Source organism: Limimonas halophila (assembly GCF_900100655.1).
Taxonomy (GTDB): domain Bacteria; phylum Pseudomonadota; class Alphaproteobacteria; order Kiloniellales; family Rhodovibrionaceae; genus Limimonas; species Limimonas halophila.
Map to the genome: position 1 here is coordinate 23,731 of NZ_FNCE01000008.1, position 18,088 is coordinate 41,818.

Below are 18,088 nucleotides of genomic sequence, written 5' to 3' on the forward strand. Positions count from 1 at the left end.
TGAGGTACGGAGGACACCCGCATGCAGGCGCTCACCCCGCAGGCCCGCACCACCGCCAGCATCCTGCTGGAGATCGGCGCGGTGCTGTTCAGCCCCGACGCCCCCTTCACCTTCACCTCGGGCCGGCGCAGCCCCGTCTACGTCGACTGCCGCGCGGTGATGAGCTATCCGCGCGCCCGTGCCAAGCTGATGGCGCTGGGCCGGGAAACCATCGAAGAGGGCGCGGGCTACGCCTGCTTCGACGCCGTCGCGGGCGGCGAGACCGCCGGTATCCCCTTCGCCGCGTGGCTGGCCGAGCGCATGGGGCTACCCATGGTTTACGTGCGCAAGAAGCCCAAGGGCTTCGGCCGCGACGCCCGCATCGAGGGCCACCTCCGGCCCGGCGCGCGCGTGCTGCTGGTGGAGGACCTGGCGACCGACGGCGGCTCCAAGGCCGGGTTCGTCGACGCGCTGCACGAGGCGGGCGCCACGGTCGAGCACGCCTTCGTCCTCTTCCACTACGGCATCTTCCCCGAAAGCACCCGGGTGCTGGCCGACCGCGGCGTGCAGCTGCACGCGCTGGCGACCTGGTGGGACACCGTCGCGGTGGCGGAGGAACAGGGCTACCTCGACGCCCAGGGCCTTGCGACCGTGCGCGACTTCCTGAACGATCCGGACGCGTGGTCGGCGGCCCACGGCGGCCCGGACGGCAGCGGGAGCTGACCGGCGCCAGCCCGCCCCGCCGCAACCGGTGGCCTCAATCCCCGTGCATGAAATTTAACGCTCGTTTAGTCTGATCGTGGCATAACCCCAATGGGGGATGATGGCCGCCGGCCGCATGCGGCGGCGCCACGATCGGGGGGTCAGCGTGGGCCGCGTCACACCGGCCCCGGGCGCAAACGGGGCGAAGCTTTGCCAGCGCCGGACGCGATGCGCCGTAGCGGTCGTCCTGTCGTTCGCCGCGGCCCTGCCCGCGCACGCGGCGTCGGGCGACTACACCGAGATGTCGCTCGAACAGCTGATGGACGTCGAAGTCACCTCGGTCTCGCGCTACCCGCAGGCGGTGCGCGACGCGGCGGCTGCCGTGTCCGTCCTGAGTCGCGCCGAGATCCGCCGCGCCGGGGTCACCACAATTCCGGACGCCCTGAGGCTGGTGCCGGGCGTTCAGGTGGCCCAGATCGGCGCGGGCGCCTGGGCCGTCTCGGCGCGCGGCTTCAACGCCGCCACGGCCAACAAGCTGCTGGTCATGATCGACGGCCGGTCGATCTACACACCCTTCTTCTCCGGCGTGGTGTGGGACCGGCACGACCTCGTTCTGGACAACATCGAGCGCATCGAGGTGGTGCGCGGCCCCGGCGGCGCGATCTGGGGCGCCAACGCGGTCAACGGCGTCATCAACATCATCACGCGCGACAGCGCGGCCACACAGGGCAGCTACGCCCGCCTAACCAGCGGCACGGTGGACCGCGCCATCGCCGAAATGCGCCACGGCGGCCGCCTGGGCGGCGGCACCGCCCGTGTGTCCGCCAAGGCCCGCCGCCGCAAGGCCGGCGAGCGCGTGGGTGGTGGCACACTCGACGACGCCTGGACCCTGGGCCAGCTGTCGTTCCGCGCCGACACGCCCGCGCTCGGCGGCGACCTGATGGTGTCCGGCGGCGCCCGGCGCAGCGAGGTGAACACCGAGGTCGACGTCGTGGACCCGGCGACGGCCGGCTCGCGCACGGCCCTGGGCGCCAACGAAACCACGCTCGGCCACGTCACCGGCCGTTGGTCGCGCACGCTTGCCGCGGGCGGCCGGGTGCAGGTCCAGGGGAGCTACGATCACACCGCGCTCGACTCCACGCTGATCGGTATCGACCGCGACCGCCTCGACCTGCACGGCCAGCACCGGCTTGCGCCGCGGGGTGCGCACGAGCTGATCTGGGGGCTGCGCTTCCGCGCCGTCCGCGAATCCATCCGCGAGACGCCGACGTTGGGGGTGCGCGACGACACCCGCGTCACCACCCGGCTGAGCGCCTTTGCCCAGGACACGATCGCGCTCACCGAAACGCTCGACCTGATCCTGGGCGGCAAGCTGTCGCGCAACATCTACACGGGCGTCGAGGTGCAGCCGAACGTGCGCGCGAGTTGGCGGGTCGCTCCGCGCCACACGCTCTGGGGCGCGGTGTCCCGCGCCGTTCGCACCCCCTCGCGCGTCGAGGCCGACGGCGACTTCGCGGTGCCCACGAACGCCGCGGCCAACAACGGCGCGCCCGTCGTGCCCGTGGTGCGCGGCACGGACGACGTGGACGCGAGCAGCCTGATCGCCTACGAGCTGGGCTACCGGGGGCGGCCGTCGCCGGACACGCGCCTGGCCGTATCCGCCTTTTTCAACGACCACGACGACCTGATCGGCACGCGCCGCGTCGGCACCAGCGCCGCGATCAATCCGCAGCGCGTCGAGGTCGTCAGCGTCTTCGACAACACCCTATCGGGCACCAGCGCGGGCGTGGAGGTGGAGGGCACGTGGCAGGTCGCGCCGGCCTGGCGCCTGACGGCGGGCTATTCCTTCATCGAGCTGGACGTTGATGGGAGCGGGCCGGACGGACGGGCCCAAGCCCGGGACATGGAAGGGCGAACCCCGGCGCACCAGGGCGCGCTGCGCTCGCGCTGGCGCGTGCGCGACGATCTACGTGTCGACACGACGCTGCGCGCCGTGGACGAGCTGCCGGCGGCGAATGTCCCCGCCTACGTCCAGCTCGACGCCCGCGTGGCCTGGGAGTTGGCCCCCGACACAACCCTGGAGGTGAGCGGCCGCAATCTGCTGGAGGCCGAAACCACGGAATTCCGTACCGGCGCCTTCCCGGGCTTCGCCACCACGCGGGCCGAGCGCAGCGTCTTCGCCAGCCTCGAGGTGCGCTTCTAGATGCCCCGCCCTGGCCCGCCATCCCGCCAGTCCGCACGCCGCTGGCTGGTGTCGGTGGCGGCACACGGCCTGGTGGCGGCCGCGCTGGGCTTCACGATCCCGGCCACCACCTCCGGCGCCGCGGCGGCGTCGGCGGACGACGTGAAAGCCGGATTCGTGTTCAACTTCGCCAAGTTCGTCACCTGGCCCGGCAACAAGCAGCCGGGCGAGACCCTGACGCTGTGTTTTCAACGCGGCTCGATCGCCCCGTCCGCCTACGCGCGCCTGACGGGGAAGACGGTCCGTGGGGCGACGGTGCGCACGCGCACCGTGGCACAGGCCACCAGCGTGCCGCCAGCCTGTCACCTCCTGGTGCTGGCCGGCGAGCGGCCGCCCCCGACCGCGATTCGCCGCACGGCCGAGCGCCGCGCCATCCTGCTGATCGGCGACGGCCGCGGCTTCGTCCGGCGCGGCGGGCACATCGGGCTGATGCGCCGGGGCGGCAAACTGCGCTTCCGCGTGAACCTGTCGGCGCTGACCCGGTCGGGGCTGCAGGTGCGCGCGGGGTTGCTCCGGCTGGCGGAAGAGGTCATCAGGAAGGGTAATGGCTGACCTCACGCACCGCTTCGCCAACAGCTCCGTGCGCACCAAGGTCACGGCGGTCGTCGTCGCCGTGAGCGTGGCGGCGGTGGCCGTCATGGCGGCCGCCTACGGCTTCATCGGCCTGAACCGCACGCGCGATGCGCTGGCGCAGCAGATGCGCGGGCTGGCGCGCGTGACGGCGAACAATCTGGCCGCCGCCGTCATCTTCGAGGATCCGGCGAGCGCGCGAACGACTCTCGCCAGCCTGCATCAGGAGCCGAACGTGCGCGCCTCGCGCATCGTTCTGCCGGACGGGGCGGTGCTGGCGCGCTATCCCGGCAACACGCGGGTGCGCTGGCAAACGCCCGCCAGCGACACCCGCATGCAGTTCGGGCCGGAAACGGTTGAGGTCGTTCACCCGATCCGCAAGGACGGGCGCGCGGTCGCCCATCTCCAGGTCAAGGCCGGGCTGAAACCCCTGAAGGACTCGCGCACCACGCTGCTCACCGCCGGGGCCGCCGTCGTTATCGGGGCCATCGCCATCGCGGTGCTGCTGGCGCGCCCGTTGTGCGGCTTCATCATCCGCCCCATCGAGGAATTGGCCGGCGCCGCCGACCGCGTGCGGCGCACGGGCGATCTCTCCGTGCGCGTGCCCCGGCGCTGGCGCGACGAGGTCGGCGAGCTGGTCGCCGCTTTCAACGACATGCTGGACCGCATCCGCGGCTACCAGAGCCACATGGAAGAGCTGGTGGAGCAGCGCACGCAGGACCTGGCCCGATCCAACGAGGAGCTGCGCCGCACCGTGGACGCCCTGGAGTCGGCCAAGCAGGAAGCTGAAACCTCGGACGCCGCCAAGACGCGCTTCCTCGCCAACATGAGCCACGAGCTGCGCACGCCGCTGAACGCCATCCTGGGCTTCTCGGAGATGCTGCAGCACGAGGTCATGGGCCCGCTCGGCAACGCCAAGTACCGCGAGTACAGCAACGACATCCACGCCAGCGCCGCCCATCTGCTGGAGGTCATCAACGACGTCCTGGACGTGGCCCGGCTGGAGAGCGGGCGCTTCTCGCTCAACGAGGAGGAGACGGAGCTGCGCGCCCTGTGCGGCGAGGCCGAGCGCATGCTTTCCGTCACGGCCGAGCACCGCGGCGTCGCGCTTTCGTGCGCCGAAACCGGGGCGTGGGACGCGCGCGTGCGCTGCGACCCGGCACGCATGCGGCAGGTCGTGCTCAACCTCGTCTCCAACGCCGTCAAGTTCACGCCCGAGGGCGGGTCCGTGCGCATCGAATGCGATCTGCTGGACAGCGGCGAGGCGGCCGTGCGCGTGCGCGATACCGGCGCCGGCATGGACCCGGCTGACGTGCCGCAGATCCTGGAGCCCTTCACCCAGGTCGCCAGCCCCTACGCCCGCGATCATCAGGGCACCGGCCTGGGCCTTGCGCTGAGCAACCAGATCGTGGAGATGCACGACGGACACCTGGATATCCACACCGCGCCGGGCGAAGGCACGACCGTGACGGCCGTGCTGCCGGCGGCCCGCGTGATCGCCACGGGCAAGGCCGCCGCGCCCGCCGGCGCGCCGTCCTGAGCGGCTGCCCCATCCTCACCGGCTGCACCGCGCGCTTCGCCCCGTTATCCTCTTCGCCCACGATCACCGGGAGAGGAGGCGGCTGGATGCGCGCGCTGGCGGCAGCAGCGATCACGGCGGCCCTGGCGCTCACGAGCGCGGGCGCGGCGGCGCAGGATGGCGAGGCCGGCGGCGCCGGCACGCTGACCATCGGGATCGACCAGTTCCCCTCGACCTTTCATCCCAGCATCAACGCCATGCTGGCGAAGGCCTACATGCACGGCCTGACGCGCCGGCCGGTGACGGCCTACGGGCCGGACTGGGATCTCGTGTGCATGCTCTGCACCGAGGTGCCGACGCTGGACAACGGCCTGGCGGAAAAGGAGACCCTGCCGAACGGCGACACCGGCATCGCCATCACCTACAAGCTGCACCCCGAGGCGCGCTGGGGCGACGGTCACCCGGTGACCAGCGAGGACGTGAAGTTCGCCGTGCGCGTGGGCCAGCACCCCAAATCGGGTGTGCCGGGAACCGAGATCTACGAGCGCATCCGCGAAGTTGAGGTCCACGGCCCCAAGCGCTTCACGCTGCACATCGACCGCGTGACCTTCGACTACAACGCGTTTTCCATGCCCCTCCTGCCCGCGCACCTGGAGCGCGAGGTCTTCGACGCCGACCCGGCCGAGTACCGCCATCGCACCACCTTCCAGCGCCAGCCCACCAATCCGGGCCTCTACAACGGCCCTTACCGCATGGCGTCGGTGGAGCGCGGCTCGCGCGCGGTGTTCGAGCCCAACCCCGAGTGGCACGGCGAACCGCCCGCCTTCGACCGCGTGGTGGTGCGCACGATCGAGAACGCGGCGGCACTGGAAGCAAACCTGCTTTCCGGCAGCATCGACATGATCGCGGGCGAGCTGGGCCTGACGGTGAACCAGGCGCTGAAGCTCAAGGAGCGCGCGGGCGATCGCTTTCAGTTCGCCTTCAAGCCGGGGCTGATCTACGAGCACATCGACTTCAACCTGGGCAACCCGATCCTGAAGAACCGGAAGGTGCGCCGCGCGCTGGCCTATGCCGCCGACCGGGAGATGATCGTCCAGCAGCTCTTCGGCGGCGAGCAGCCGGTGGCGGACGGCCCCATCAGCCCGCTGGCCGACGCCCACGCGGAGGACGTCCCCACCTACGGCCACGATCCCGAAAAGGCGCGCGAGCTGCTCGACGCCGCCGGGTGGGACGACAAGCGCCGCGGCATCCGCCACAAGGACGGCGAGCCGTTGCGCCTGACCTTCATGACCACGGCCGGCAACCGCGTGCGCGAGCTGGTGCAGACCACGCTGCAAAGCCAGTGGAAGGCCGTGGGCGTGGACGTGCGCATTGCCAACCAGCCCGCGCGCGTCTTCTTCGGCGAGACGATGGCCAAGCGCGACTACAAGGCCATGGGGATGTACGCGTGGCTGTCCGCCCCGCGCAGCGTGCCGCGCACGACGCTGCATTCCGACCACATCCCCACGGCGGACAACAACTGGTCGGGCCAGAACTACCCCGGCTACACGAACAAGCGCATGGACGAGTTGCTGACACGGATCGAAACGGAACTGGACACCCAAAAGCGCCACGAGTTGTTCGCCGAGATGCAGCGCCTCTACGCGAAGGACCTGCCGGCGCTGCCGCTCTACTGGCGCGCGCAGGCGCACGTCCTGCCCACGTGGCTGACCGGTTTCCGCGCAACCGGCCACCAGTTCCCCAGCACGCTCTGGGTCGAGCAGTGGGGGCGTAGCGGCGCGCAATGACGGCCTACATCGTTCAGCGCGTCACGGAATCCCTGATCGTCCTCTTCGTCATGTCCTTCGTGATCTACGGGCTGATGGGGCTCATGCCGGGCGATCCCATCGACCTGATGATCCAGGCGGACCCGGACCTGACCACGGAGGACCAGCAGCGCCTGAAGGAGTTCTACGGCCTGGATCAGCCGCTCACCGAGCGCTACTGGAACTGGCTGACGGCCGCGCTCTCCGGCGACTTCGGCTACTCGCGCCTCTACGGCCAGCCGGTGCTGGAGGTGCTGTGGCCGCGCCTCATCAACACCCTGGTGCTGCTGGGCGCCTCGTTCGCGCTGGCGGTCGCCATCGCGCTGCCCGCCGGGATCGCCGCGGCCTCGCGCCCGCAGTCGTGGCTGGACAACGCCGTCAACCTGGGCGCCTTCGCCGGCATTTCCGTGCCGCCGTTCTGGCTGGCGATCCTCCTGATCCTGCTGTTCGCCGTGGCGCTCGGCTGGCTGCCCGCGGGCGGCATGGGCCAGGACGGCGGGCTGTGGGTGCAGCTCCAGCACCTTGCCCTGCCCGTGCTGGCGCTGACGCTCTCGCGTGTCGGCGGGATCGTGCGCTACGTGCGCGGGGCGATGATGGAGGCGCTGCGCGAGAACCACATCCGCACCGCGCGCGCCAAGGGCCTGTCGCGAACCCGCGTGCTCTTCGGCCACGCGCTGCGCAACGCCATGATCCCCGTCGTCACCATCCTGGCGCTGGACATGGGGATGCTCGTCTCCGGCGCGCTGATCACGGAGACGGTCTTCGGCTGGCTGGGCATGGGCAAGACGATCTACGACGCCGTCATGGGCAACGACTACAACCTCGCCCTTATGGGCCTGCTGTTCGCCACCGCGCTCACCCTCGCCGCCAACCTGCTGGCCGACCTGACCTACGCCTGGTTGGACCCGCGGATCTCGTATGGGTGACGGCATGAGCGAGAGCGACAGCCAGCTCGCCGCCGAGGCCGGACGCGCGCTGGGGCCGTCGGGCTCGCCCACGCGGCTGCTGTGGCGGCGCTTCCTGCGCCACCGCCTGGCCGTGGGCGGGCTGATCGTGCTGGCCGTGCTGGCATTGGCGGCGCTCGCCGCACCGCTGATCGAGGCGTGGACCCCGCTGAGCGCCACGCGCGTGGACCTGATGGCGCGCTTCGCCGGGCCGTCGCTGGCGCACCCGCTGGGCACCGACGAACTGGGCCGCGACCTGCTGCTGCGCCTGCTCTACGGCGGGCGAGTGTCGCTGACCGTGGGGCTGGTGGCGGCGATCATCGCCTCCATCATCGGCACGGTCATCGGGCTGGCGGCCGGCTACTTCGGCGGCTGGCTGGACGCGCTTTTGATGCGCGTCACCGACGGCTTCATCGCCCTGCCGCTGCTGCCGCTGCTGATCGTGCTGGCGGCGGTGGACTTCACCAAGCTGGGCCTGCCGGAAGGCCTGATGCAGGCGGAGTCCGCCAGCGTCTATCGCATCGTCATCCTCGTGGCGCTGGTGGGCTGGACGCCCGTGGCGCGGCTGGTGCGCGGGACCACGCTGTCCATCCGCACGCGGCCCTACGTGACGGCGGCCCACGCGCTCGGCGCCGGGAACCTGCGCGTGATGGCGGTGCATATCCTGCCCAACGCCGCCGCGCCCATGATCGTGGCGACGACCCTGGCGTGCGGGAACATCATCCTGCTGGAATCGGTGCTGAGCTTCCTGGGCCTGGGTATCCAGCCGCCCATGGCGTCCTGGGGCAACATGCTCACCGACGCGCAGGAGCTGATCTACTCCGCGCCCATGCTGGCGGTGTGGCCGGGGATGCTGATCTTCCTGACGGTGATGGCCTTCAACTTCGTCGGCGACGGGCTGCAGGACGCCCTCTCGCCCGAGCAGTGAGCGCGGCCCGGAAACGGGGTTTGGGCAGGGCTCCGGCGTCGTCTATGATCAGAAACCAGTGGCAAAAAGGCGCGACCACCCCATGACCATCCGCAGCATTCTGTGCGTCGTCGACGGCACGGACGCCAGCGCGGCGACGCTCGGCACGGCGCTCACCCTCGCCCGGCAGCAAGAAGCCTACGTCGAGGCGCTGCACGTCGAGATGGACCCGCGCGACGCCGCGCCGCTGGCGGCGGACGGCGCGACCTCCACGATGATCCAGGACATCATGGACACCGTGGAGGAGGAGAACCGGCGGCGAAGCCAGGCCGCCCGCGAGGTCTTCCGGCGCGAGGCGGAGCAGGCCGGGGTGCGCGTGGTCGATCCCGACGCCGAGGTGCCCGAGGGCGTCGCCACAGGCCTGCGCACGCGGCGCGGCCGCGAGCACGAGGTGGTCGCCGCGCGCGGCATGGTGTTCGACCTCGTGGCCGTGCCGCCCCGCCGCGACGGCAGCGAGCCGCCCGCGACCGCGACGCTGGAATCCGCGATCATGGAGACCGGCCGGCCGACGCTGGTGTCGCCCGGGCAGGTGCCGGCCGTGGTGGGCAAGCACGTCGCCGTGGCGTGGCGCGCCACGGTGCCGGGGGTGCACGCGCTCCAGGGCAGCCTGCCGCTGCTGAAGGCGGCCGCGTCCGTCAGTGTCATTACCGTGGACGAGGGCCACAGCGGCCCCGCGCCGGCCGAGGTCGCGCGCTATCTGGCGCATCACGGGGTGCACGCGACGCCGCGCGCGGTCGAGCCCGAGGACCGCGACGTGGGCCAGGCCGTGCTGGAGGAAACGGAAGCCGCGGGTGCCGATCTGCTGGTCATGGGCGCCTACGCGCACAGCCGTCTGCGCCAGCTCATCCTGGGCGGGGTGACGAGCACCGTGCTGCGCTCGGCGGCGATGCCGCTGGTGCTGGCGCACTGACACCGCAATGAGCAGCGAGTCCTACATCCGCAACGACCGCCCGACGGTGGTGCTGACGGGCGCCAGCCGCGGCATCGGCCACGCGACCGTGGCGCGCTTTTCCAACGAGGGCTGGCGCGTGATCACCTGCTCGCGCGAGGAGGTGCCGGCGGAGTGCAAGCGCGACCCCAACTGGACGCACCACATCACCGCCGACCTGGGCGACCGCGCGGACGTCGCGCGCTTCATCGAGGAAGCGGGCGACATCCTGGCGGACGGGCCCATCCACGCGCTGGTCAACAACGCCGCGTTTTCCCCCAAGACGCCCTTCAAGGAGCGCGTGGGCTGCCTGAACGGCGACATGGAGGAGTGGCGGCGCGTCTTCGAGCTGAACTTCTTCGCCCCGCTGGCGCTGGCGCGCGGTTTCGCCGTGGCGCTGCGCAAGGGCAAGGGGACGATCGTGAACATCACCTCGATCGCCGGCCACGCGACGCACCCCTTCGCGGGCTCGGCCTACGCCACCTCCAAGGCGGCGCTCTCGGCGTTGACGCGCGAACTGGCGGTGGAGATGGCGGAGCTGGGCGTGCGCGTGAACGCCGTGGCGCCGGGCGAGATCGAGACCTCGATGGTGGGGCCGGAGTACGAGACCCTGATCCCGCGCATCCCCATGCACCGCATGGGCACACCGCACGAGGTCGCCGGGGCCGTCTTTCAGCTGTGCAGCCCCGACTTCGGCTACGTCACCGGCAGCGAGATCTTCGTCACCGGCGGGCAGCATTTGTATTGACGAAGCCCTCCGAGGCTGCACCGCGACACAAACACACTGCCCAAAAGTCGCTATTCAGGGTTCCACCGGGCTTGTCTCGTGTTCGATGGGGCCTTGGCCCGACGGTCTCCGCACAGTCTCTCGATAAAGAATGAACAGCCCAGAGGCGACGATAACACCTGCACCGATCCAAGTCGCAGGATCGGGCCAATCCCGCCAAATCAGCCAACCCCACAGCACCGACCAGATGAGCGCCGTATAATCAAACGGCGCCAAGATCGGTGCTTCCACCATTCGATAGGCCAAAGTCAAAAAGATCAATGCCGAGCCGCCCAGCGTGCCCAGTGTGAAAAACGCCGGCCAATGAACCGGCGCCGGGTGGACCCATACCTCAGGCATCGCGAACCCAGTTATAATCAGTGGGAACACAACCGTTGACGCCACCATCGATGCCGCGTCTTCGCTTTCCGCATATCGCCGCGCGAGCAGCACCAACAATGACTCGCTAAACGCTGTTCCCAACGGAAGCAGAACCGTCCAGTTGAAAACTGTGCTGCCCGGCTGGAGCACGATCAGGACACCACCGAAGCCAACAAGAACACTGATCCACCGCAACACACCGACCCGTTCTCCCAAAAGCACAGGAGTCAACGCTGTCACCATCAGCGGGCCGGAGAAGGCGATGGTCCAGGCAGAGGCCAAAGGCATTGTCCGAAGCGCGAAAAAGAAAAATCCAACCGCGCCCAAGGCAAGGATCCCACGCAGCAGATGCAGCCACAATCGTTCGGGCCACAACCGGCGTATGCCACCCGTCGACATTGCGAGCACGAATATGGCCGGCAATGCAAAGAGATTCCGAAAAAAGATCAATTGGGTAACCGGATAAAACTCACCAAGCCATTTGGCCATCGCATCCATCGTCGCCAACGAAAAGACGCCCGCGGATACCGTAAAGATCCCAAAGGCAGCATTCTTTCCAGCAGTAGCCATTTCCCCCTCCAGCCGCCTTCTGCCGCAGCCGCTTCAGAGCACCGGCATCTGACCACCCCCGGTGGCCCGTATCGAGGCCACACCTCTCCGGAAAAGCCCGCCCCCCGACCCCGAATTCTGCGCCCTGATTGAACTCAGCCTTGGAACGCTGCAACCTCTGACCGATACTACCGTCGCCGCCTACCACTCAAAAATGTGTGATATGGCCACATAATCACAACTTTCGTTGAAACTGCCCGCAAACTCGTTTAGATTGTATATCCGGATCGGCACTTCCGGATCTGGTGTATAACCTAAGCTGGGGTTTCCATGCAGGCACAGCACGAGACTCATCCGGAAATCGCTAAATTAAGCGACATCCGAGCCATGCTCACGGACGATGCGCTTCTGTCAAAACTTTTAACAAGTGTTCCGAAGAAATTACCTAGCACTCTTTCTTATACTGAGGAAGGGAGCCAGTATTTCGCTGAACTTTGCCATCAGCCCGAATACTATCCAGCCCACGTCGAGCGTAGATTACTTAAAACACACAGTGCAAACATTATTGACTACGTTAAGCCAAGTCAGATCGTTGATCTGGGATGCGGAAGCATGGAGAAGACTCAATTATTAATCCATGAAGCCATAAAAAAGCACAACCATATTAATTTTGTTCCCTGCGACATTGACCCTAACATTATACAAACTGGAATCTCCAAGCTTAATTATTTTTACGGGAACGAATTATCCATTTATCCTGTGCAAGGTTTATTCGAGGAGTGCATAAGCTGGTCCCCAAAGATAGATGGATCGACGCTATTTACATTCATGGGACTGACCTACGGTAATATGACCCACGAAGAGCGTGACAGCTTCCTTCGTTTTCTCAGAACGAGCATGAATGGCGACGACTATTTCCTGCTTTCGGTTGATCTTGTGAAAGACCGCGCAACGATGGAAAACGCCTATCAAGACACGAACGGTCTGGTCGCCAAAAGCATGCTGGAATCGCTCAAATTTTTAAATGCGTTTTACGATGCGGATTTCCTTTTGGACCAGTTTTACCACCTTGCCCAATATGAACCGGATCGCAGATGCATCGTTGAATATCTGGTCAGCCGGTGCCATCAAAGTGTGGAAATCCCGAAGCTCGGCCTGTCAATTGAAATACAAGAGCAAGAGCGCATTGAAGCTGAATTTAGCGAAAAATTTCTTTTCGAGGATCTCATTTCCGACTTGAGCAGATGGGGTTTTTGCCCGGCACAGACATACACCGATGTTGACATGCAATATGCGATGATCCTTTTGCATCGTGGGCGGCAAGTGGACGCGAATGCCCTTCGGAGCGCTGCGTAGATCCCCATGCTTCTCCAGCGCTACTGGCAACATCAAATCTCAGCAGGGATCCTGCATGCGAAGGGCTGCCAACATTCAGACAAGGCGACGGGCCGACCGTGGGCGCGCGGGCCTGTGACGCAGTGTTTGGGCAGACGCCGATTGAACACTCCGGTGGGGCAACCTAGACCCGCGACGGATCAACTCGGGCATGTGACTGACATATAACTAGCCCCAACACCGCGAACCTCATCACCGCGTCGGCACTGTCTCTGACCTTCCCCTGGAAGGTTCGGTTCCCACGCATCACATACAGCGTTGCCCAAAAGTTTTGCACGACGCTGTGGCGTTTTGCTGTTGTGGTCTTTACTGCACAGTAGGTTCGTCGGTCAGTGTAACTTCATAAGCAAAAGCACTGGCAACGCTACGTTCCTAAGGAGCTGTAGGGTGCCCCGACCTAAATAGGCCGGGGCGGGGTGTCACTGAATAGTTGTACCCGTGTACTTCTTGACGATGTTCTGAATCGTTCCGTTCTCTTTCAGTTTGGCGAGAGCCTTGTTCATCGCCTTGATTTCGTTCTGCGGCACGGATTTCTTGGAGAGCATAAAGTGAACCGGGGACGACTGAATCGTCACGCTCTGTTCGATCTTGTCGACGACGCCAGCCTGTTTCGCCTGATACCCGACCACGAAGGGGTTGCCGAGTGTACCGTCGGCGCGCCCGGCGGCAAGCATCTTGGCGTTGATCTTGATGCTGTCCGCTTTCGCGATCTGATCTTTATATTTCTTATTGATGAGCGAGTCGACATTCTCGCCGTACTCAAATCCGCGAAGAACCCGCAGCTTTTTCCCCTTTGAAAGGAAGTCTTCGAGGCTGCTATACTCGGTGTTGTCGGATGAGCGCTTCCACAGCGCAGATTGAAACTTCATATACGGATCGGAAAAGTTCGCATATTTTTTCCGCTTTTCGTTTATATTGGCCTGGGTTCCGATGTCCACCTGACCCTTTTTAAGCATCAATTTTGTTCGCTTCCAGGGCATCTTCTGCCAACTGATTTCGCAGCCCATCTCCTCGGCAACAGCGCGCAGGATATCGGGATCGATCCCCTTGGGCCCGTCGTCGCCCGGCATCATGTACGGCGGCCAATTGTTCCACGCGGGCTTCAGCGGATCCTCGCAAGCGCCGGCCGCGGCCGTGTGCGCCGAGAAGCCGACGATCAACGTGGCAGCAACCGTGGCGATCCGTGCTTTCATCGTGTCCTCCTCCCGTGAGCGGGTTCTGGTTGTTGGCCCGGCCGCCGGGCGGTGACGCTGAAGAGCAGCCGGGCCGACGCGTTACCCTTGGCGGATCTTGCCAAGGAAGGTTTCGACCTCGCTGTTCAAGTCGTTGGCGACCTGGGCCAGCTCGTCCGAGGTCGAGAGGACGGTCTGGGCCATCTGGCCCGTGTCTTCGGTCGCCGAGCGGATGTCGCCCACCCGCTGGCTGACCTGCTTGGTGCCGTTCGCCGCCTCGTCGACGCCGCGGGAGATTTCGCTCGTCGCCGAGTTCTGCTGCTCCGCGGCCGAGGAGGCGTGCGTCACGGCTTCGTTGATCTCGCGGATCGTGCCCGTGATGCCCTCGATCGAGGTTACGGCCTGATCCGAGACATCGCGGATGTTGCTGATCTGCTGGCTGATGTCCTGGGTGGCGTTCTGCGTCTGGTTGGCGAGCGACTTCACCTCGTCGGCCACCACGGCGAAGCCCTTGCCGGCCTCGCCGGCCCGCGCCGCCTCGATCGTGGCGTTGAGGGCCAGGAGGTTCGTCTTCTCGGCGATGTCCTGGATCATCGTCACGACCTCGCCGATCTTCTGCGCCGCTTCCTTGAGCTGCTGGACCGTCTCGTTGGTCTGCTCGGCGCGGGTCACGGCCTCGCCGGCCTTGTCGGCGGATTCGTTGATCTGGCGCGTGACCTCGTTGATGGAGCTGGAAAGCTCGTCCGCCGCGGAGGCGGTGGCGTTGACGTTGTCGGAGGCCTGCTCGGCGTGCTTGGCGACCTCCTGCGCCTCGTCGTTCGTGTAGCGCGCGCGCTCGGTGAGCTGTTCGGCGTTGGTGCGGACGTTCTGGCTGCCGTCCGTCACGCGGCGCACGATCCGGCCGACGGATTCCTCGAAGGTATCGGCCAGCTCGTTCATCATGCGCGCCTTTTCCTCTTCCTGGCGGCGCTGCTGCTCGGCCTGCTCCTGCTCCAGGCGCTCCTTTTCCTGGGCGTTGTCGCGGAAGACGCGGAAGGCGCGGGCCATCGCGCCCATCTCGTCGGCGCGTTCTTCGTCCGGAACGCGAACGGAGGTGTCGCCCTCCGCAAGGTCGCGCATCGCCGCCGTCAGCCGCTGCATCGGGTTGAGCAGGGCACGCGACAGCGAGAACGACAGGGACACCGCCACGACCCCGACCATGACGGCGAACACCAGCAGGGTGATCTTCACCGTCTGCGCTTGCGCGGCGCCCGTGGTGGCGGAGATCGCCTCGCGCGCCTTTTCGAGCTGTGCTTCGGCCGCGCTGCGCATGTCGGACTGAACGCGGTCCAGCGTGTCCGTGAACGCCGCTTCGGCCTCGGCAACGCGGTCGCGGTTGGCTTCCAGCTTTTCGCGCGCGGTTGTCTTCGCGGCTTCCAGCGCGTCCGTGGTGTAGGCAATGCGCAGCTTGCCGATGGTTTTACCCTGGCGCTTGACGGGGGTTGCCCGCACCTTCGCGCCGTCGGGAAATTTGCCGGCCTTGGCGAACGTGCTGCCGCTCTGGTCCAGCGCCTCGGCGCCCACGACCAGATCGAACTGGGTCAGGCTTTTCAGCGAACTCTTCGCGTCGCCCTTCGCCAGCGTCCACAGCGGCTTGACGAGCGCGGGGGCACCCAGGCTGGTCAGGACGTCGAGCTGGCGTTCGAAAGCGCGGTTCTGGGCCTCGATCGTGCGCTGTCCGGACGCCTCGATCGCGCCGAGCAGCTGGTCCATCGTCTCTTGCTGTTGCTCTTCGAGGCTCTTGAACGCTTGCGTGGACCGCGCCTGCGCGTTGTTCAGGCTTTCTTTCTGGATCGAAAGGGCTTTTCCGCCGAGATCGGATATATACCCCATATTGATCTTATAAACAAATCCAAAGCCAGCCGCCAAAACAATTGCCAATATTGGTAATGTAACGGCCAAAATCCGGGATTTGGCACTTCGTTTGATCAAGTTCATTTTTCAGATTCCCCCGGATACAACATCTGACCTTCGCTGATCGGAGATATCCCGGACGCAAGCGACGCTCCCACGCGGTCCGCCGAATGCCGGACGCAGGCCGCCACCGCGGCAGGCCGCGCGACAAAGCCTGTGCGACGTGTGCGCGAAGCGGGGTTCACTCGGGCCTCCTGCCACGTGCATCAAGATTCGGCATACCATTGGTGGAGGGATGCGTCACCCGGTCTAGTAATAATACATGTCATTTTTATGGGAAACACCCAGCGCGTAGAACACGACTCTCAAGAACACGCGTTCGTTGATGCGCGAACGGGTACAGTCCGCGGGCCAGCGGTTCCAGGCGGTCAGGATGCGTGCCGGCAGAGCCGATCCCGCAAATCGGTGAACCACGCTAGGCGCTCGCGGGCGGCGGCGATGTCCTGGTCCAGCCAGTCGAGGAAATAGCCGGGCTCGCCGGCGTAGGTGGCGCGCAGGTCGGTCAGGCGGTCCAGCTCGCGTTCCAGCATCGCCACCAGCATGTCCACCTGCGCGCGCCGCTCCTCGGGCGTCAGCAGGTGGAGGAAGCGCATCTTCAGCGCGATGATGAGCTTGTTGATGTCGTTGATGGGCGCGCGCACGGCCGAGGTCAGCAGGCGCCGGATCGCTTCCCACCCGGCGTCGGTCAGGCGCAGGCGCGCGTTGTCCTGCATGCCCGCGCCGTCGACGGGTTCGATCAGCCCCTCCACGATCATCAGCTCGACAGGCATGCCCGAGAGGTCGAGCGCCGGGCCGACGATGCGCTCGGTGAAGTGGCGCACGTCCGCCGCCAGCTCGGCGTAGCGCATCTCCGACGCCGCGAGCGCGCCCAGCGCGGCCAGGCGCACGGCCTCGGTCGGCATGAGGGTGTTGTCGCGGTACATGGCGCTCCGCCGCTCACACCGGAGGAAGGGCGGTTCGTGGCGCGGCTCAGGCCGCCGCCCGCAGCCCCAGATCCTGCCAGACGTCGGTGAGCGCGTTCACCAGGCGATCCACGTCGGCGTCGGTGTGGTGCGGGTTGGGCGTGAAGCGCAAGCGCTCGCTGCCCTTCGGCACCGTGGGGTAGTTGATGGGCTGCACGTAGATGCCGTGGCGGCGCAGCAGCGACCAGGAGGCCTCGTTGCACGCCTCGGGATCGCCCACCAGCACGGGCACGATGTGGCTGTAGCTCGGCGCCACCGGGATGCCCGCGGCCGTCAGCCGCGCCTTCACCGTGGCGGAACGCTCGTGCAGCGCCTGCCGCTCGGCGTCGCTGTGCTTGAGGTGGCGGACACTCGCCAGCGCCCCCGCCGCCACGTGCGGCGGCAGCGCCGTGGTGAAGATGAAGCCCGACGCGTGCGAGCGCACGAAGTCCACCAGATCCGACGACCCCGTGATGTAGCCGCCCATGCAGCCGAACGCCTTGGCAAGCGTGCCCTCGATGATGTCCAGGCGGTGCATCAGCCCCTCGCGGTCGGCAATGCCGCCGCCGTTGGGGCCGTAGAGGCCGACGGCGTGCACCTCGTCCAGATACGTCAGCGCGTTGTAGCGCTCGGCCACGTCGCAGATCTCGTCGATGGGCGCGACGTCGCCGTCCATGGAATAGACGGACTCGAACGCCACCACCTTCGGCCGATCCGGGTCTTCCTGCGCCAGCCGCCGTGCCAGATCCTCGGGATCGTTGTGGCGGAAGATCTGCTTGTCCGCGCGCGAGTGCCGGATGCCCTCGATCATCGAGGCGTGGTTGCCGGCATCCGAGAAGACGATGCAGTTGGGCAGCCGGCTGCCCAGCGTGGACAGCGTCGCCATGTTGGAGACATAGCCGGAGGTGAAGAGCAGGCCGGCGTCCTTGCCGTGCAGGTCGGCCAGCTCGCGCTCCAGCAGGACGTGGTGGTGGTTGGTGCCGGAGATGTTGCGCGTGCCGCCCGCGCCGGCGCCCGAGCGGTTGAGCGCCTCGCGCATGGCATCCAGCACCACGGGGTGCTGGCCCATCCCGAGGTAATCGTTCGAGCACCAGACCGTGACGTCCGCGACCTCGTCGGAATCGTGGCGCAGGGCGCGCGGGAACTCCCCGGCGCAGCGCTCCAGATCCGCGAAGATGCGGTAGCGCCCTTCAGCCTTCAGCGCATTGAGCTTGTCGCGGAAGAACTGCGCGTAATCCATGCGTCACGTCCGTTCGTCTCGCGCGCGGTCGATCG

15 protein-coding genes are annotated in these 18,088 nt (G+C 66.7%); 10 read left to right on the forward strand and 5 right to left on the reverse strand.

The window, feature by feature from the left end:
- The first annotated feature begins 21 nt into the window (after window positions 1–21).
- The 9 genes from BLQ43_RS10610 (at window position 22) to BLQ43_RS10650 (ending at window position 10,404) form a co-directional block, all read left to right on the forward strand.
- Window positions 22–702, forward strand: a complete 681-nt coding sequence (locus BLQ43_RS10610; RefSeq protein WP_090020626.1) for an orotate phosphoribosyltransferase — start codon at window positions 22–24, stop codon at window positions 700–702.
- 280 nt (window positions 703–982) lie between these two features.
- Window positions 983–2,884: a TonB-dependent receptor plug domain-containing protein gene (locus BLQ43_RS10615; RefSeq protein WP_176758639.1), complete on the forward strand. Its 1,902-nt coding sequence runs from the start codon at window positions 983–985 to the stop codon at window positions 2,882–2,884.
- A complete protein-coding gene (locus BLQ43_RS10620; RefSeq protein ID WP_090020630.1) occupies window positions 2,885–3,475 on the forward strand; it encodes a YfiR family protein in 591 nt (196 codons plus the stop codon).
- Window positions 3,468–5,033, forward strand: coding sequence for an ATP-binding protein (locus tag BLQ43_RS10625; RefSeq protein WP_090020632.1), 1,566 nt, complete (start codon window positions 3,468–3,470; stop codon window positions 5,031–5,033). Before BLQ43_RS10620 ends, BLQ43_RS10625 begins: the two co-directional genes overlap by 8 nt.
- 86 nt (window positions 5,034–5,119) lie before the next feature.
- Window positions 5,120–6,799: a peptide ABC transporter substrate-binding protein gene (locus BLQ43_RS10630; protein WP_090020634.1), complete on the forward strand. Its 1,680-nt coding sequence runs from the start codon at window positions 5,120–5,122 to the stop codon at window positions 6,797–6,799.
- On the forward strand, window positions 6,796–7,743 hold the full coding sequence (locus BLQ43_RS10635) for an ABC transporter permease (protein ID WP_090020636.1): 948 nt from the start codon (window positions 6,796–6,798) through the stop codon (window positions 7,741–7,743). Before BLQ43_RS10630 ends, BLQ43_RS10635 begins: the two co-directional genes overlap by 4 nt.
- A 4-nt stretch (window positions 7,744–7,747) precedes the next feature.
- Window positions 7,748–8,689 (forward strand): ABC transporter permease, encoded by a 942-nt coding sequence (locus tag BLQ43_RS10640; protein ID WP_090020824.1) that lies wholly within the window; start codon window positions 7,748–7,750, stop codon window positions 8,687–8,689.
- A gap of 82 nt (window positions 8,690–8,771) precedes the next feature.
- Entirely contained in the window at window positions 8,772–9,638 is an 867-nt protein-coding gene (locus BLQ43_RS10645; RefSeq protein WP_090020638.1) for a universal stress protein, read from the forward strand.
- Between the two features lie 7 nt (window positions 9,639–9,645).
- Entirely contained in the window at window positions 9,646–10,404 is a 759-nt protein-coding gene (locus BLQ43_RS10650; RefSeq protein WP_090020640.1) for an SDR family NAD(P)-dependent oxidoreductase, read from the forward strand.
- Between the two features lie 54 nt (window positions 10,405–10,458).
- Here BLQ43_RS10650 and BLQ43_RS10655 read toward each other — a convergent pair whose 3' ends face one another.
- The gene (locus tag BLQ43_RS10655) at window positions 10,459–11,373 is read right to left on the reverse strand and encodes a DMT family transporter (RefSeq protein ID WP_090020641.1); all 915 of its coding nucleotides are present in this window, start codon (window positions 11,371–11,373) and stop codon (window positions 10,459–10,461) included.
- Window positions 11,374–11,682: 309 nt separating this feature from the next.
- On the opposite strand from BLQ43_RS10655, the gene BLQ43_RS10660 reads away from it, so the two are divergent.
- Window positions 11,683–12,708, forward strand: coding sequence for an L-histidine N(alpha)-methyltransferase (locus tag BLQ43_RS10660; RefSeq protein ID WP_090020643.1), 1,026 nt, complete (start codon window positions 11,683–11,685; stop codon window positions 12,706–12,708).
- A 458-nt stretch (window positions 12,709–13,166) separates the two neighbouring features.
- Here the strand turns inward: BLQ43_RS10660 and BLQ43_RS10665 are convergent, their stop codons facing one another.
- The 4 genes from BLQ43_RS10665 to hemA form a co-directional block, all read right to left on the reverse strand.
- Complete coding sequence (locus BLQ43_RS10665) at window positions 13,167–13,940, reverse strand: substrate-binding periplasmic protein (protein WP_090020644.1); 774 nt, start codon at window positions 13,938–13,940, stop codon at window positions 13,167–13,169.
- 81 nt (window positions 13,941–14,021) lie between these two features.
- Window positions 14,022–15,671: a methyl-accepting chemotaxis protein gene (locus BLQ43_RS10670; protein ID WP_176758640.1), complete on the reverse strand. Its 1,650-nt coding sequence runs from the start codon at window positions 15,669–15,671 to the stop codon at window positions 14,022–14,024.
- Between the two features lie 569 nt (window positions 15,672–16,240).
- The gene (locus BLQ43_RS10675) at window positions 16,241–16,795 is read right to left on the reverse strand and encodes a hypothetical protein (protein ID WP_090020648.1); all 555 of its coding nucleotides are present in this window, start codon (window positions 16,793–16,795) and stop codon (window positions 16,241–16,243) included.
- A 46-nt stretch (window positions 16,796–16,841) separates the two neighbouring features.
- On the reverse strand, window positions 16,842–18,053 hold the full coding sequence (hemA, locus tag BLQ43_RS10680; protein WP_090020649.1) for a 5-aminolevulinate synthase: 1,212 nt from the start codon (window positions 18,051–18,053) through the stop codon (window positions 16,842–16,844).
- Between the last annotated feature and the right edge of the window lie 35 nt (window positions 18,054–18,088).

Bases quoted from the DNA above. Each gene is read 5' to 3' on its own strand.
- BLQ43_RS10610 (WP_090020626.1), top strand. From the start codon at position 22: ATGCAGGCGCTCACCCCGCAGGCCCGCACCACCGCCAGCATCCTGCTG.
- BLQ43_RS10615 (WP_176758639.1), top strand. From the start codon at position 983: ATGTCGCTCGAACAGCTGATGGACGTCGAAGTCACCTCGGTCTCGCGC.
- BLQ43_RS10620 (WP_090020630.1), top strand. From the start codon at position 2,885: ATGCCCCGCCCTGGCCCGCCATCCCGCCAGTCCGCACGCCGCTGGCTG.
- BLQ43_RS10625 (WP_090020632.1), top strand. From the start codon at position 3,468: ATGGCTGACCTCACGCACCGCTTCGCCAACAGCTCCGTGCGCACCAAG.
- BLQ43_RS10630 (WP_090020634.1), top strand. From the start codon at position 5,120: ATGCGCGCGCTGGCGGCAGCAGCGATCACGGCGGCCCTGGCGCTCACG.
- BLQ43_RS10635 (WP_090020636.1), top strand. From the start codon at position 6,796: ATGACGGCCTACATCGTTCAGCGCGTCACGGAATCCCTGATCGTCCTC.
- BLQ43_RS10640 (WP_090020824.1), top strand. From the start codon at position 7,748: ATGAGCGAGAGCGACAGCCAGCTCGCCGCCGAGGCCGGACGCGCGCTG.
- BLQ43_RS10645 (WP_090020638.1), top strand. From the start codon at position 8,772: ATGACCATCCGCAGCATTCTGTGCGTCGTCGACGGCACGGACGCCAGC.
- BLQ43_RS10650 (WP_090020640.1), top strand. From the start codon at position 9,646: ATGAGCAGCGAGTCCTACATCCGCAACGACCGCCCGACGGTGGTGCTG.
- BLQ43_RS10655 (WP_090020641.1), bottom strand. From the start codon at position 11,373: ATGGCTACTGCTGGAAAGAATGCTGCCTTTGGGATCTTTACGGTATCC.
- BLQ43_RS10660 (WP_090020643.1), top strand. From the start codon at position 11,683: ATGCAGGCACAGCACGAGACTCATCCGGAAATCGCTAAATTAAGCGAC.
- BLQ43_RS10665 (WP_090020644.1), bottom strand. From the start codon at position 13,940: ATGAAAGCACGGATCGCCACGGTTGCTGCCACGTTGATCGTCGGCTTC.
- BLQ43_RS10670 (WP_176758640.1), bottom strand. From the start codon at position 15,671: ATGGACCAGCTGCTCGGCGCGATCGAGGCGTCCGGACAGCGCACGATC.
- BLQ43_RS10675 (WP_090020648.1), bottom strand. From the start codon at position 16,795: ATGTACCGCGACAACACCCTCATGCCGACCGAGGCCGTGCGCCTGGCC.
- hemA (WP_090020649.1), bottom strand. From the start codon at position 18,053: ATGGATTACGCGCAGTTCTTCCGCGACAAGCTCAATGCGCTGAAGGCT.